Below are 16,202 nucleotides of genomic sequence, written 5' to 3'. Positions count from 1 at the left end.
TCTGTATGTCGTTATGAAAAAGTACACACTTCATTATCTAAAGCATGTACTTTTTTTATATCAATTACTTAATATGTTGACGTACGAAACGACCAGCATATCCTTTAAATGATTCGCCACCAGACATTTCTTGTTTAGCATAAGCATCCGTTGAACCACCCATTAAGTTATATCCATATGTTCTTAAGCCATACATTTTTGTAAATGTACTATTTAACATTGGTGAGCCTGAAGCGCCTGATCTAAAAATATCTTTCGTTTGAATCTCGGTACCATTTGTTGAAAATTGAGTTACACGAAGTTTATTAAAATAGGCTTTTGTGTTGTCGTTATATTGCCATGGATATCCTAATGAATAAAGTGGCGAATTGAATTTCAATTGTTTAATCTCTGAATCCGTTGCAATTTTAACTGGTTTCACATATTTAGACATATTTTGTTTTGTGTGAACCACTGCAATATCATATTGTGGTACTTTAATCACTTCTGTTGCTTGGAAAACATATGGCATACGACTTCCATCACGATTCATTTGAAATTTAATATATTTCGGAGCCGCTGCACGACCATATTGATCATCGATCACGTGTGCATTTGTTACAAATGTATGAGCCCCAATCACTGTTCCTGTTCCCATAGAATCTTGTTTTCTTACAGATGCATCGCGAGAGCCTTTTTTCCAGCCATTTAAATTAGATACACGACCAATCGCCTTTAAATTATTTTGCGAGGCATTTGGATAGCGTTGAATTGAAATACTGCTGTTACTAATTTTTTTCGCTTTTAAATAGGCTTGATATGAGCCTCTTTGTATACCGTCATAATAATAGTTGGTTTCTACAGCTTTAGCCTCTTGATGTTGGGCGGAATATCCGAGTACACTGGCACCAATAATGACACTCGCTACTAATGATTTACCAAATTTAGATTTTAACATTAATTTGTCCCCTGCTTTCTTCCATTTAGAAATGAATTTGTTTTATGTTTAAAATAAAATATGTACATCAATATTATAAAACAAACAAAGGACAGTATGCGTCTTTTTTATAAAACAATTTATTTTTAACTTTAATTTACATTTATAAAGTATTTACATAGAAAATATTTTTCTTTACAAACTTCAAAATATATAGTATAGTATTAAAGTAAAATCATGGAGGGATACTCAAGCCTGGCTTAAGAGGCTAACCATTTTATGGTTAGTAGGAGCTTTTAGCTCGCGTTGGTTCAAATCCTTCTCCCTCCGCTATCTAAGAAACCTAAGATTAAATTCTTAGGTTTCTTTTTATTTTATATTTTATATATAAGACACTCTTATTTATTTTTCCCATTTACAGGAGTATAATAGTTAAGTTGCGAAATGACGATACACCATATTCATATATCGGAGTGAAAAAAATGGACTTTTGGTCATCTAAAAAAGGAAAAATGCTAGAAATATCAATACTTGGCATACTAACTATCTTCGGCATTGGTTCACAATATTTTTCAAATTTGGCTTATAGTTTAAATCAAGGTATTTTACAAACATCATTTAGTATAGGTTCTCAATATCTCATTATACCTTCTGTGATTGCTAACTTTGCCTTTGCACTTGGCGTGCCACTTGGACATACATTGACACACAAATTCGGGTTTAGACGTAATTTTTTATTCTTTGTAACTCTATTTTTAATCGGCTCGATTATCGGGCTTTTTTCTTTCGACCTAATTATTTTATCTATTGCTAAAGGTTTACAAAGTTTAAGTACCGGCGTCTTATTCTTCACACTTTTACCAAAACTCTTTCTCAACTTCCCTAGACAATACCGCAATGTATTCTTATTAATGGTTATTGTAGGTTTATTTGGCGCAAATGCATTGGGAGGTCTATCAGGTAGTCTATCTTTAGAATTAGATCGTTGGCATTGGATCTTTATTATTAATATTATTTCAGCTATCTTATGTCTTATTTTAGGTTCAATATTCTTAACAAAAGAAAAATATCAACATTCTGAACCTATTCATATTAGTCGTCCTATGATTATTTCATTAGTTCTTAGTACGATTGCTCTTACGCTACCGATGGGGATGCTTACACAAAAAGGGTACGGGTCTCTCTGGGTCTGGCCTATCCTAATTATAGCAATTTTATTCATTGTAAATTTTGTAGTTTTTAATCACGAAGCAAAACATCCATTTGTTCACTTTAAAACGTTATTAACAAAGAAACCATTTGTTGGTGCAACAATGGCTATATCTTCACATTTAGCCTTATTATGTGGTATTGCAGGAATTAATGTGTATATAATTAGAATCTTAAAATTACCTTTCACTATATCTTTACATTTTTATTTATTCTTTTTCATAGGTGTCATTGTGACAGGATTTATTAAAATGTTTATCTATAGTGCAGTGGGAGCTGGTGTTTTAGGCACATTAGGCTCATCAGCATTACTTTATGTCAGTGTTCATTGGATGATTTTACATGATATTGTAAATATTCATTTACTTTATATTCAAGGTTTCCTACTTGGTTTTGGTGCAAGTATGACACTTGTAAGTGGTGCTATGGCAACATTATTAGATGGCGATTTACTTCAAGCTGGTCAGCGTTCTCAAACGATGCACACAATACGTAACTACGCGGCAGCATTTCTTGTTCCAGTGATTGCCTATCTGATTAAATATAATATTCAAAAAGGAACACAATCTGTTTATACAGAAAATATTACAAACACTTCAATTTATATTAAGCGTATAAAAGATATTGCTATTGATGCTGATCATAAAGTATTTCTACTAATGATTATTTTCAATTCGATTATGTTAGTATCATCGATTATCCAAATGTCTCTTGGAAAAGGGAGACGTATTACACCACCTCGTTCCCCTAAAAACCCCGAGTTACATTTGAATATACACAAGTAATGATTTTTAAAGAACAGTTTACTTTATTAGGGTTTCGCTCCTTAGTTTACGATGTTATTACACATTTCAAGTTCATATATCCTTAAAATGTACATTTACTCTATGTAATTGTGACAGATTATTGACAACGCTTTCATATAGCGTTACTATCTATTTACATTCAATAGACAACGTTGATGGTTGAATCTCGTATGTAGCTCTGTTCTACATACGACAATTTTTCGCCATATTTGTAAACGCTTTCTAAATTGTCTGTTAAGAAAGGATGGTTACTTTGGAAAATATTAAAGCGATATTTAGTAAACTTTTCGGATTTATTCCACGTTCAATAATTAATATTTTTATTTAATCTATATATTTTATAACAAAAAACAATTAATAGAGGTGCTATTTATGAAAAAAAGTGAAAACAGATACAGTATTCGTAAATTCAGTGTGGGTGCATCATCCATTTTAGTAGCGACATTGCTATTTATGGGAGGCGGTGCTGCACAGGCAGCAGAAACACATCAGGAAGTGGGAAATCCTGAATCAGCTGTAGCACAATCTATTGGGGATCATAAAAAACAATCTGATAATCAAGAAACACAACAAGACAATGTTCAATCTGACGAACAAGCTACTTCTACATCTCAATCAGTAACTAATGAAAATGAAGCACAACGCTTACATAATGAAAACAAAGCTTCAACTCAAGTTAAAGATAGCACTGATCAATTAAATACTAATGAAAGAACAACTGACAACATTGTAACTCATCAATCTACAAAACATTCAGTAGCTGAAACTGAAGAAGCATCAACTACAAAAACATCTTCTGATGACCCTGAATCAGTTTCAACTAAAGAGGAGCAACCTTCTCTTGAAACACAAGAATCGACTAAAAACACAATTCAAAAAGACACACTAGCCTCAGATAAAAAAGATAACACAACTGAAACATCAACTACTAAAAATCAAGCTCACTCTTCAGAAAACGTGACAAATGAAAGTCCGACAGAAGAGAAAACAACAACTCAAACAACGACTGCTGAAACCAACACATCATCTACAAAAGACAATACTTCAAAAACAACTGACAGTCATTCAACAAAAACATCTCAGTCAACACCTCTAACAGAGAGTAAAGAATTAACACCATCAAAAACTCAACAAGATTCAAATGTAAATCAGGATGCAATAAAAAATAATGACGTAGAGGCACCATCTACTGGAAAAACAAACGATACTGTAGACACAACTGAAACAAAACAAACAGTGACAGCTAAACAACCCACAGATCCTGCTGCACCTACAGTGAATACTTTAAACACTAAAGATGAAGCGATCTCAATTGACGGTACAACAAATGAAACTGTTGGACATAAAGATGCTAAAGATCAAAAAAATTCACAGGCTGGTTTAGAGACATTAGCTAATAATGCAGTAGCAACAACAAATAATACATCTCAACAGCAAGGTACGACAGAAACAAAAGATCAAACCAATAAAGTTGCTAAACATGGTCAATACAAAAACCAAGATCCAATCATTCTTGTTCATGGTTTTAATGGATTTACTGATGATATCAATCCTAATGTTTTATCACATTATTGGGGCGGCGATAAATTAAACATTCGTCAAGATTTAGAACAAAATGGTTATAACGCTTATGAAGCAAGTATCAGTGCATTTGGTAGTAACTATGACCGTGCCGTTGAACTTTATTACTATATTAAAGGTGGTACTGTAGATTATGGTGCTGCACATGCAGAAAGATATGGACATGAACGCTATGGTAAAACATACGAAGGCGTTTATAAAGATTGGCAACCTGGTCAAAAAGTGCATCTAGTTGGTCATAGTATGGGAGGACAAACTGTTCGTCAATTAGAAGAATTATTAAGAAATGGTAGTCAAGAAGAAATTGAATACCAAAAAACACATGGTGGTGACATTTCTCCTTTACTACAAGGTGGACACGATAATATGGTTTCTTCAATTACAACATTAGGCACACCGCATAATGGTACCCACGCTGCAGATGAATTAGGAAATGAAGCACTTGTTCGTCAAGTGGTTTTTGATTTAGGTAAACGATTAGGTAATAAAAATTCACGTGTAGACTTCGGTTTGTCTCAATGGGGTCTAAAACAACAACCTGGTGAAAGCTACATCTCTTACCTTTTACGCGTTAAAAACTCTAAATTATGGCAATCTAAAGATAATGGTTTTTATGATTTAACACGTGATGGCGCGACAGATCTTAACCGCAAAACATCACTTAATCCAAATATCGTTTATAAAACGTATACAGCTGAGGCAACGCATCCGACTTTAATAGGAAAACAAAAAGCAGACTATAATATGTTCTTACCATTCACAGTGACAGGAAATGTGATTGGTAAAGCTACTGAAAAAGAATGGAGAGAAAATGATGGTCTTGTATCTGTGATTTCATCTCAACATCCTTTCAATCAAGCTTATACAGAAGCAACTGATACAAATCAAAAAGGTATTTGGCAAGTAACACCTACTAAACACGACTGGGATCATGTCGATTTTGTAGGTCAAGACAGTACAGATACAAAACGTTCAAGAGAAGAACTACAACAGTTTTGGTATGATTTAGCAGATGATTTAGTTCAAACAGAAGCGCTAACGTCAACTAACGAAGCTTAATATAATTTTTTACGGAAAGGTGGTTGTCTAATGTCTGGTGATGTCTTTCAATTACTTGGTTCTTTCTTCAGAATAGTTAAAGCATTATTTTTCTAATTTCATATAAATAAAAGCACCTCCGAATGAGATGAAGACATTTTCACTCGTTAGGAAGTGCTTTTTATTATGTAAGATTTGGAAGAACATGATGTCATAAAGTGCTGTAATTTTTTCAGTCTAGTTAGATGAACGTACATCTACATTATTATCGTTTGACGAGAATGCTTCTTCATTTGCTGAAAGTGTGATCTTTTTAGAATGGTTAGAAGCTTTGACTTCATGACGTAATGCACTATTCAATCCTAATAAATTATTTGCTTGAGTTTCTTCACTATTGTAGCTTTCTAATCCATTCACAATTTCAGTCGCTAAATATTCACATGCATCTTGATTGTCAACTTCGACTTTTTCATTGATTATTGATTCAATTACTTCAATTAAGTCACATTTTTGAATTTGAATATCAATCATTTGTTCTACTCCCTTAAACTGTCATTAAACCCTTTGCTAGGCTTTCTAGTTTATTACCCTGTTTCTAGAAAAAGTACACAAAATCGTCACTGTCGAAAAACGTAATGCCTGACTGATTCCATTTTATTACTCATCATTGCTTTTAGGAATAAATACCTTCACTTCACTATCTTTTGGATAATAAAAGCCATTAGGTACAGTTTGAAGTTCGATTAAGCTTCCCCATGGCGCTCGAATATAAACAGTTTTATTATTCTCTGTATCCTCATATTTTGTATTAGAATGTGGTTCAGATAATGGCTTGCCTCCTGCCTGTTTCACACGCTCTAATACATGTTCAAATGCGTCACTTTCAATATAAAAAGAAATATGTGTAAAACCTATATCTTGTAGTGATTGTGGTTCTTGTTGTTGCGCGTGTTGGAATTCAAACATTTCAATATTAGGACCACAACCAAACACCATCATGCGTTTATGAATAATTGAAGCTCCTTTTTCTAAGCCTAAGATATGCTCGACATATTCGCCACCTCTTGGCTCATCTTTTTTAGTTTGACTATCATATGCAATTTTTCCATCTAGTCCCTGTTTAAAAAAAGCAGTGGCTTCTTCAATACTAGGAACCGTAAGACCAATATGATTAATACCTCGATTCATCATATCTCCTCCTTAATCAAAAGGTGCAAGACAGCATTCATTTTGAATTTGTCGTTCACCTCGGTAACGTATCTCCAACTTGCGTTGGACGTAGACTTTCTTATTGAAAGTCTGTATGTTGGACGCCGAGACTACAATTGAAAAGAATTTGGAACAAATGCATGTTCAATTCAATCATCGACTGCCAATATATTAAAAAAGCCTAAGACAACACATTATGTCTCAGGCTTTTTCAAAAAATCATTCATTATTTTCTATCGAAATATCTGTAACGTTTGAATGCGTCAAGGATAGCTTGTGGTTCGCTAGATACTACAACACCAGGCGCATCTAAATCAATACGATTACTTTGTAATACATTTTTCGCTTCTTCAGTGATTACAACAGGTTTTTTATGATTATAGCTCATTTCAACAAAGTCAATCGCAGTCGGTAACATTTCTTTACCGTCTGAAAGAACGATTACACTATCAAATACTGTTGAACTTGCTGTGCTATAAGTTTCAGTAATACCAATTTCGTCATCATTAAGGTTTTTAGCTGTTTGTCCAACAAATGCATAGTTTAAGTCGTTGTTAACAAATACTTCTGCATATGATTTTAATGTTTCAGCGCTAATATCACCATTTACAAGCACTGCTACAGAGTGTCCTTTTAGTGGGATATCAAATTTTTCTAATGTTAATTGGCTATCTTTAGCATCTGATTGCACTTCTTCGTTTTCTGCCGGAACTTCTACACCTACATTATTTGCTACGTATTCAGCTAATTTACGATCAACTTTATTAATTTGATTAACAGCATTTTGTTTTACTTCTGTTGATTTACATTTACCAATTTCAAATGAAAATGCATCAGCTAAATGTTGTTGTTCTGCTTCAGTTAAGCTGTTTTTATATAATTTAGCTTGAGTATAGTAATCTTTGAAACTATCACTACGTTGACGTACTTTATAACCTTCTACTTTTTCATGATAATGCTCGAAACCACCTTGTTCTTTAGGTGTCGTATGAGGGTCATTATTGTTCAAGCCATTTTTATGGTAGGCTGTTTGACCTTGATGAATATATGATTGATGCATTGCATCGCGTTGATTATTATGAACGTCTGCAACTGGGCGGTTAATAGGAATTTGGTTAAAGTTTGGTCCGCCAAGACGAGAAATTTGTGTATCTGTGTAAGAGAATAAACGACCTTGTAATAATGGGTCATTAGAGAAATCAATACCTGGAACAATATGTGCAGGGTGGAACGCAACTTGTTCAGTTTCTGCAAAGACGTTATCTACATTACGGTTCAACGTCATTTTACCAACAATTTTCACAGGTACTTGATCTTCTGGCCATAATTTAGTTGGATCTAAAATATCAAAATCAAAGTCAAATTCTTGTTCAGGTTTGATAATTTGTAAGCCTAATTCCCATTCAGGATAGTCGCCTTTATCAATTGATTCATATAAATCTTTACGATGGAAATCAATGTCTTTACCATGTAAGATTTGTGCTTCATCCCATACTAAGCTTTCTAAACCTTGTTTAGGTTTCCAGTGGAATTTAACAAAGTAAGATTGACCTTCTTTATTTACAAGTCTAAATGTGTGTACACCAAAACCTTCTTGTTGACGGAAGTTTTTAGGAATCCCTCTATCACTCATTGCCCAGAATACTGCGTGCATAGATTCAGGGTTTTGACCAATGAAATCCCAGAATGTATCGTGCGCTGAACCACCTTGTGGCATTTCATTATGTGGCTCTGGTTTTAATGCATGTACGAAGTCAGGGAATTTAATTGCATCTTGAATAAAGAATACAGGTGCGTTGTTACCTACTAAATCGAAGTTACCTTCATCAGTATAGAATTTAGTAGCAAAACCACGAATGTCACGTACTGTATCTGGAGATCCTTTAGAACCTTGTACAGTAGAGAAACGCACAAATACAGGTGTTGTTTTTTCAGGGTGTGTTAAGAAGTCAGCACTTGTATATTCACTTAAATCTTCATACACTTGGAATTCACCATGTGCACCGAATCCACGTGCGTGTACCACACGTTCAGGAATACGTTCATGGTCAAAGTGCATCATTTTTTCACGGAAGTGGAAGTCTTCTAGTAAAGTCGGACCTCTATCCCCTACTGTCAGTGAATTTTCATCTTCACTTACTTTCATACCACTATTTGTAGTCATTGCTGTACCATCATTATTTTTTCTTAGAGCATCTAATTGTTGTTGTTTTTTGTTTTCATTTGATTGATCCATACTTATCTCTCCTAGATATAGATTGGTATCGTAAATACATTGTTATGTACATTGTTTCCTTATTACGGGATACAGTTAGTTATTCCCATTTATAAAAGAATTAATCATTTTAAAGAAAAAATATATTCCCATAAATTTTTATTTAAAGAACTTTCTTTTATAATCGTTTATGAAAATATATTTTTTGATATTTTATATTAAACTTTAATTATTGGTAATCTACTACCTTATCAACTGGCATTCTATATGATGTATGAGGTTCTTTTTCTTTCTTACCAATCGCAACGATTAACACTGGAACGTAACGTTCTAAATCATATCCGAATGCTTCGCCAATTTTGTCATGCTCAAAACCACCGATAGGGTTCGTATCATAGCCATATTGTTTTGCAACTAACATTAATTGCATCGCAGCTAAACTACTATCCACTTTTACGATGTCACTCATAACTTCACGTGAACTATTTTTGTAAGTATCCATTACAAAAGGTAACATTTGGTCTTTTACTTCTTGAGGCATATGTCCTTCCTCAACCGCTTTGTTATAGATAAACTCGCCTTCCTCATAACATTGTAAATCACCGAAAATAACAATCATCGCTGATGATGTATCATTTTGTGACGTATTAAAACGAATTAATGGACGTAATTTTGCTTTCGCTTCATCACTTTCTACAACAACAAAACGCCACGGCTGCATATTCACTGATGAAGGTGCTTTTGTTGCCTTTCTAATGATTTCATTCATTTCTTCATGTGGAATTTTATAATTTGGATCAAATCCTTTCACAGATTTTCTACTTTCCAATATTTCGTTAAAATCGTTCATTCATTTCCCTACTTTCATATTTTAATTACGTAACCTAGATTATTAAATAAATTGAAAATAAATAGAAGTAATTTGCTTATAGATTTAAAAAAACACTCAATTTAATACATTATTAATTATAGTTAATAATGTATTAACATTTATCTATTAGACTATTATTTGATTAACAATAACTAAATAGGGTATCCTTAACCTTAACAAATAAATAATTTGAAATTTAGAAAAATTATTTATGTTATAACAAAGGGTATTGGATTCAGTCATAAAGTTTCAGTCATAAGGTTACTCATGAAAGGGAAGAAAATTATGGCAGAAGATAAACTGCAAAGAGAGTTGAGTAATAGACATATTCAACTTATCGCTATTGGTGGCGCAATTGGTACAGGACTGTTCCTTGGATCAGGTGAATCTGTACATTTAGCCGGACCGTCTATTTTATTGACTTATGTTATTGTCGGTTTTGTATTATTTATGTTTATGAGAGCAATGGGTGAAATATTGTTATCAAACTTAGGATTTAAATCATTTGGCGATATCGCCCATCATTATATTGGACCAATTGCTGGATTTATGGTCGGATGGACGTATTGGTTAACTTGGATTATCTCAGGTATGGCTGAGGTAACTGCAGTAGCGAAATATGTAGGGTATTGGTATCCTACAGTACCAAACTGGCTAACAGCTGCATTTACTATCTTAGTATTAGTCGCTTTGAACTTATTCAGTGCAAAGCTATTTGGAGAGTTAGAATTCTGGCTGTCAATTATTAAAGTGATAACAATTGTAGCCTTAATCATTGTTGGTATTGTGATGATTGTGCTTGGAATGAAAACATCATATGGACAAGCAAGCGTAACGAACCTTTGGTCTAGAGGTGGATTTTTCCCGAATGGTATTCAAGGTTTCTTGATGGCATTTCAAATGGCTATCTTTTCATTTATTGGTATTGAGTTAATTGGAATTACAGCTGGGGAAACTAAGAACCCACACAAAACGATTCCTCAAGCAATTAACAATGTACCTGCGCGTATTTTAATTTTCTATATTGGCTCATTAGCAGTGATCATGTCTGTAGTACCTTGGGATAAACTAAACCCAGCAGACAGTCCTTACGTAAAATTATTCGGCCTGATTGGTATTCCATTTGCTGCCGGTATTATTAACTTTGTCGTTTTAACAGCAGCTGCTTCATCATGTAATAGTGGTATTTTCGCAAATAGTCGTACAATGTACGGTTTAGCAGGTCGTAAACAAGGCCCACCATTCTTGCATAAAACAAATAAACATGGTGTACCTCACTATGCTATTTTAGTTACATGCGGCTTATTAAGTATTTCAGTTATTTTAAATGCAGTATTTAAAGATGCAACAAAAGTGTTCGTTCAAATTACGATATTTTCAACAGTATTGAATATTTTAATTTGGACACTTATCATGATTGCCTATCTAAATTATGTCAAACGTAATCCTGAATTACACAAAGATAGTAAGTTCAAAATGCCTGGCGGAAAATATATGGCATTTGCGATTCTAGCTTTCTTCGCATTTATCTTTATTATCTTATTAATTAACAGTTCAACTAGAATTGGAGTATTATTTATACCCGTATGGGCAATTATTCTTTGGATTATGTATCAAAAATATAAAAAAGAATCAGACAAAGCGAAAGTTAAAATGGAATAATATAAAGAACATTTTAGACTTCCCCCTAATGGAGGAAGTCTTTTTTCATGATATCTATTAAATAAAAGAGAAGCTTAATTATAGTTTCTCTGTATTTATATTTAAATGGTCTTTTAACATATGACTTTCATATTCTTTTCTAAACACGCCACGCGCTTGAAGAACTGGAATGACTAAATCAATAAATTTTTCAAATGCGTTTGGATATGTTGGTGACATTAACATAAAACCATCACACGCTTCTTTTTCAAACCATTCAATCATTTCATCCGCTACTTGTTCCGGTGTCCCCACTATCGTTTTATGCCCTACCCAAGTACCAAATCGATCTAATACATCGCGTAAGGTAAGGTGTTCGGTCATAACAGCACGCTGTACAGCTTCATAAACAGATTTTATAACTTTTTTCTCTAATGCATCATAAGGTGGCAATGATGGCACAACTTCATCTAGTGTCCATTCACTTATATCTAGACCAATGGCTTTAGATAATTGTTTCTTGCGTTTTTCAAGTGGGATCATATCATCTAATTGTTGTTTAAGTTTATAAGCGTCCTTCTCATTCTCATCAACATAAACGGTGAGACCTGGTAATACAAGAGGTGGTTGACGATTTGCTTCCATGGCACGTTGATGAATGTCTTGTCTGAACTGTTGGCCATCTTGTAAATTCCATGCAATTGAAAAAATAGCATCCACGTGTCGTACTGCTAAATCACGACCTGGAATAGAAGTTCCTGCTTGAAATAAACGTGGTCGACCATATTTTGGTGTTGGAATGTTAATAGCTCCGGCAACTTGAAAATACTTTCCTTGATAATGAAGTGGATGAATATACTGATGATTTAAGCCAATTCCTGAGTTTTTGTGATTAACGATAGCCTCTACAGTAAATGATTCCCATAATTTTTTCATTACATTAATAAATTCATCTGCTCGTTCATAACGTTTTTCAAGATGTGGTAAAGCTTGCATCGAGTAGTTTTGTGCTTCTAAATCAAATTGAGATGTTACAATATTTGCCCCAATACGCCCATGAGATATTTGATGTAAACTTGAAAGCATACGTGCTGCAAGATAAGGTTCATAAAAAGAAGAAGAAATGGTACCTATCAAACCAATTGAATGTGTTTCACGTGAAATGGCAGCAAGCGCCGTTAGTGGTTCAAAATAATAAGAAATATGTCCCGTTTCTTCTCCAGATATATATTGACCATCACCTAAGAAGAATGCATCCAGTTTACCTTTTTCGGCTAATTTCGCTAACTTAATTTGAAAATCAATATCTCCAACTTCTTCAACATATGAATGTGGTAGTCTCCAAGAGGCAGGATGTAGACCTGTACTATAAGCTAAAACAGATAAATGCATGTGTTTCATTGTCATTAACCCCTTTGTTATAAGTCAAAATTGTCATTTTAATTTGCATATATCGTATATGAATTGTTGAAATTTTACAATATCTACTAACTATTTTATATCTTAAAATAATTATATACAATATCATCTAGTTGTTTAGCAATATGAATAAAATCTTGATTTAAATCCAATGTTTTGACACTAATCGTATTGCCACTCATCTGAAACGTATTATCAGGTACAAGTTGTTCATCCGTTTTCGCATACAATAACATCCCCGCAACATTTATCTGTTTCGATTTTAAGTGAAATGCTTCATTTTTTACATACGCAAATATTTGATATAAATTTCCAGAATGAATCGTTCTTGTATCAAAATACTGTTGTAACGTCGACGTATAATACTTTGTATCAATAATTAAGCATTTTTTCCCATAAGTGAGCATGACATCACTTCTCATTGTCGGTAACATGTGACGATAATCATCATCAATGGCCCATGGAATATGAGACGCGGTGACTTTTAACTGTGGAAATTCCTTTTTATAATAAGCCCTAACAAACCGTTCATATAAACGCGCCATCTGTTGTTCATCTTCGAACATCATCGTTTCTCTTGAACCGCTTCTTTCTGACTGAATTCGTCCTTGCGTAACAAGGTAACAAATAGCCATTAACATACGATATGTTTCGTGATGACGATCAAATCGTAACTGCCAATCAATATGTCGATAATCTAATATATCTACTTGTTCAAAATATATCAGCAGTCGTTTTAACGCTTTTTTACGTGTGCGCGAAATATCTAATTTTAGAACATTAAGCATTGTTGTTTTTAAAATTTGATTCATATACGTATTAATTGAAAATTCATCATACGTGCAATTTAACTGTTTATGCATCATTGTTCCTTGTTGTATGGATGCTGTGACATTAATCTTTCCTCGTATCACATTAAGCGAGTCATTGTGTTCTAAATAGTCATGTTGAAGACCATATTTTAATTGACTCGATACGCCTTTAATCAGGAGCGCACTATATAAATCTGCCACATTATTAAATGATTCTGTTGCTATATGTTGATAGCCTTTCTTATTCAAAACTGTAAACGCGTAAGACAACATATAATAAATATTATGAATGTTAATCATTGAATCGCTTCCCTTAAACGTACCTTCCAACTATCCACTTTTGAAGGGTCGTCAAACCAATATTCTTTTAATAATGGTATCATTTCGAATTCAATAATATTTGATAATTCAGACTCTGTGACATCAACCATATTACTGAAATAACTATGGCCAATAACGAACCCCTCACCTAACATATCATCATCTCGAATGTCGACATTCAGTGCTTGAATTGTATCAATTAATGCATCAAATTGTGGATTTTTTAAATTTTCTTGATAATGTTTAAATTGTATGGTTTCAAAGGCAGGATTCATATCAAAAAATGCAAATCGACGTCGTAGTGCATAATCAAGCATGGCTAAGCTTCGATCTGCTGTATTCATCATACCAATAATATAAACATTATCTGGAACACAGAATTTCTCATCTGCATAGAGTAATTCTATTTCCATTCCCCTCTTATCATTTTCAATTAACATAAACAACTCACCAAATATCTTACTTAAATTGCCACGATTAATTTCATCGATAATAAAGAAATGGTCTTTCTCATTATCTTCTTCTGCTTGCTTACAAAAATTGTAAAACGCACCGGTACGCAATTCAAAGCCAGTTTCAGTAGGACGATAACCCATCACAAAATCTTCATATGAATAGCTTTGATGGAATTGTACAAGTTTCACACGTTCTTTATCTTTAACACCTATCATTGAATAAGCCAATCGTTTCGCTGCATACGTTTTACCTACGCCTGGTGGCCCTTGTAAGATGACATTCTTTTTTCTTCTAATTAATTGCACAAGCGTGTCATAGTCTTCTTCATTCATAAATACATCGTCTAAGAATTGTTCTGCTGTATAAATGGGATAAGTCGTTTGTGTAGCAACCACTCCATCAGAATGTTCAACTGAAAATAACTCATTAAATTTCCGAATTGTTTCACTATATGGCGTAATTTTAGTGAGCGTCTTATTTAATGTTTTGATTGGAATCTTCCAGTTTCCTTTCTCCTTCCAAACAAGGTGAATAATATTTTTATCATTTTTATATTGATGATTGGATGAAACAACGCCCCATCCTACAATATCAGTCTGTCCTTTTTTCACATAAACAATATCCCCACGTTTCATTTCTTTACTAAATTCCCATATGGCATTAACCGTATGAATATAATGATGCTGATTATGGTTCAATTGTTGTAATTTTTGATTAATCTCTTCTTTAGATGCATATTTCGAGAAATCTTCTAACTCGTTATATCCAATAGACATTTCTCCATTCTCAATAAAAGAAGCAAAATCAACATCTTGTGGTTTTGGAGAATAAATCCAATAATTCACGACTTCTAAATCCTTATCTGCATCGATATCTTTTACTTTTGAACTTTGCTTGACTTCCTTTGATTTGCGCCATGCTTCATAACTTAAATCAATAAAATCATTCAAATAGTTATCCTCTTTTAAAAATAATTTTAATTTTTCAATAATCATTAAATACGTGGTCGCAGTTAATGATTGTTTTAAGTTAACCTCAAAATTGATATACTTTGTATTGATTTCGCTTTCTTCAAAAATATACCAAATCGCTCGAGAATCTAAATTGGCAAATGTGTCAGAATCAATCCAAAATAATCCACTGGTTAACTTACCCATACCGATTCCAGGCTGAGCCATCACTTGATTAAATTTTCTCTTAAAGTTATTTTCATTATCTTCACTTTTATCTGCTGAATACAATAAAGCAATTTCAAACAACGACCATAAATTTTCAATATCTTGTGCTTCACGATCATTCTTAAAATTATAAAATGTAGCACGTAAATTCATCACTGTCGGAATACCATCAAAATTTTGTGGTATATCTGCTTTCACATCAAATAGTTTGGCCATTTCTTCTATAATTTTAATTCTATTTTTTTTAGTCATAGAACTCTTATTAAATAATCCAAACACAGTAAATGGATCCATATCTATCATTTCATTATTAATTTCTAATTTAGGCATATTGATTTGAGTGTTAATATAAAGTTCTTGTATTTTCTCAATCAATTGATCACGACAATTTTGATATTCTAACAATTTATGAGCTAAGGCTTTATAAAAGATTGCCCATGTTTTATCTATTTTATAGTCCATCTTTATTTCTCCTCAAAATTATTATTATCTTCATTTTAATGCATTTTATAAATATATTTATACCTTTA

11 protein-coding genes and 1 tRNA gene are annotated in these 16,202 nt (G+C 33.1%); 4 read left to right on the top strand and 8 right to left on the bottom strand.

Going from position 1 to position 16,202, the window contains the following annotated elements:
- Positions 1-64 precede the first annotated feature (64 nt).
- Complete coding sequence (locus tag HMPREF2881_RS02115) at positions 65-937, bottom strand: trypsin-like serine peptidase (RefSeq protein WP_002449519.1); 873 nt, start codon at positions 935-937, stop codon at positions 65-67.
- Positions 938-1,155: 218 nt separating this feature from the next.
- Here HMPREF2881_RS02115 and HMPREF2881_RS02110 point away from each other — a divergent pair.
- From HMPREF2881_RS02110 to lip, 3 genes are all read left to right on the top strand, one after another.
- Positions 1,156-1,246: transfer RNA gene (locus HMPREF2881_RS02110), tRNA-Lys, on the top strand.
- 152 nt (positions 1,247-1,398) lie between these two features.
- On the top strand, positions 1,399-2,910 hold the full coding sequence (locus tag HMPREF2881_RS02105) for an MFS transporter (RefSeq protein ID WP_002488503.1): 1,512 nt from the start codon (positions 1,399-1,401) through the stop codon (positions 2,908-2,910).
- 393 nt (positions 2,911-3,303) lie between these two features.
- Complete coding sequence (gene lip / locus HMPREF2881_RS02100) at positions 3,304-5,571, top strand: YSIRK-targeted triacylglycerol lipase (protein ID WP_002454619.1); 2,268 nt, start codon at positions 3,304-3,306, stop codon at positions 5,569-5,571.
- Between the two features lie 216 nt (positions 5,572-5,787).
- On the opposite strand, the gene HMPREF2881_RS02095 is transcribed toward lip, so the two are convergent.
- From HMPREF2881_RS02095 to HMPREF2881_RS02080, 4 genes are all read right to left on the bottom strand, one after another.
- On the bottom strand, positions 5,788-6,081 hold the full coding sequence (locus HMPREF2881_RS02095; protein WP_002449192.1) for a hypothetical protein: 294 nt from the start codon (positions 6,079-6,081) through the stop codon (positions 5,788-5,790).
- Positions 6,082-6,207: 126 nt separating this feature from the next.
- Positions 6,208-6,741, bottom strand: a complete 534-nt coding sequence (locus HMPREF2881_RS02090) for a VOC family protein (protein WP_002454618.1) — start codon at positions 6,739-6,741, stop codon at positions 6,208-6,210.
- 244 nt (positions 6,742-6,985) lie between these two features.
- Positions 6,986-8,995: a catalase gene (locus HMPREF2881_RS02085; RefSeq protein ID WP_002449504.1), complete on the bottom strand. Its 2,010-nt coding sequence runs from the start codon at positions 8,993-8,995 to the stop codon at positions 6,986-6,988.
- Positions 8,996-9,203: 208 nt separating this feature from the next.
- Positions 9,204-9,824, bottom strand: a complete 621-nt coding sequence (locus HMPREF2881_RS02080) for a nitroreductase family protein (protein ID WP_002449496.1) — start codon at positions 9,822-9,824, stop codon at positions 9,204-9,206.
- A gap of 306 nt (positions 9,825-10,130) precedes the next feature.
- On the opposite strand from HMPREF2881_RS02080, the gene HMPREF2881_RS02075 reads away from it, so the two are divergent.
- Positions 10,131-11,507, top strand: coding sequence for an amino acid permease (locus HMPREF2881_RS02075; protein WP_002488489.1), 1,377 nt, complete (start codon positions 10,131-10,133; stop codon positions 11,505-11,507).
- Positions 11,508-11,585: 78 nt separating this feature from the next.
- On the opposite strand, the gene HMPREF2881_RS02070 is transcribed toward HMPREF2881_RS02075, so the two are convergent.
- From HMPREF2881_RS02070 to HMPREF2881_RS02060, 3 genes are all read right to left on the bottom strand, one after another.
- Entirely contained in the window at positions 11,586-12,887 is a 1,302-nt protein-coding gene (locus HMPREF2881_RS02070) for an NtaA/DmoA family FMN-dependent monooxygenase (protein WP_002488463.1), read from the bottom strand.
- 95 nt (positions 12,888-12,982) lie between these two features.
- Positions 12,983-14,017 (bottom strand): 5-methylcytosine-specific restriction endonuclease system specificity protein McrC, encoded by a 1,035-nt coding sequence (mcrC, locus tag HMPREF2881_RS02065; RefSeq protein ID WP_002454615.1) that lies wholly within the window; start codon positions 14,015-14,017, stop codon positions 12,983-12,985.
- Positions 14,014-16,134, bottom strand: coding sequence for an AAA family ATPase (locus HMPREF2881_RS02060; protein ID WP_070653647.1), 2,121 nt, complete (start codon positions 16,132-16,134; stop codon positions 14,014-14,016). The genes mcrC and HMPREF2881_RS02060 overlap by 4 nt, the downstream gene beginning before the upstream one ends.
- Positions 16,135-16,202: the final 68 nt, after the last annotated feature.

Origin of the sequence: Staphylococcus sp. HMSC057A08 (assembly GCF_001812925.1) — a bacterium.
Taxonomy (GTDB): Bacteria; Bacillota; Bacilli; order Staphylococcales; family Staphylococcaceae; genus Staphylococcus; species Staphylococcus hominis.
Note: the sequence above shows the minus strand (reverse complement) of the source record. Positions and strands in the feature narration are given on the sequence as shown.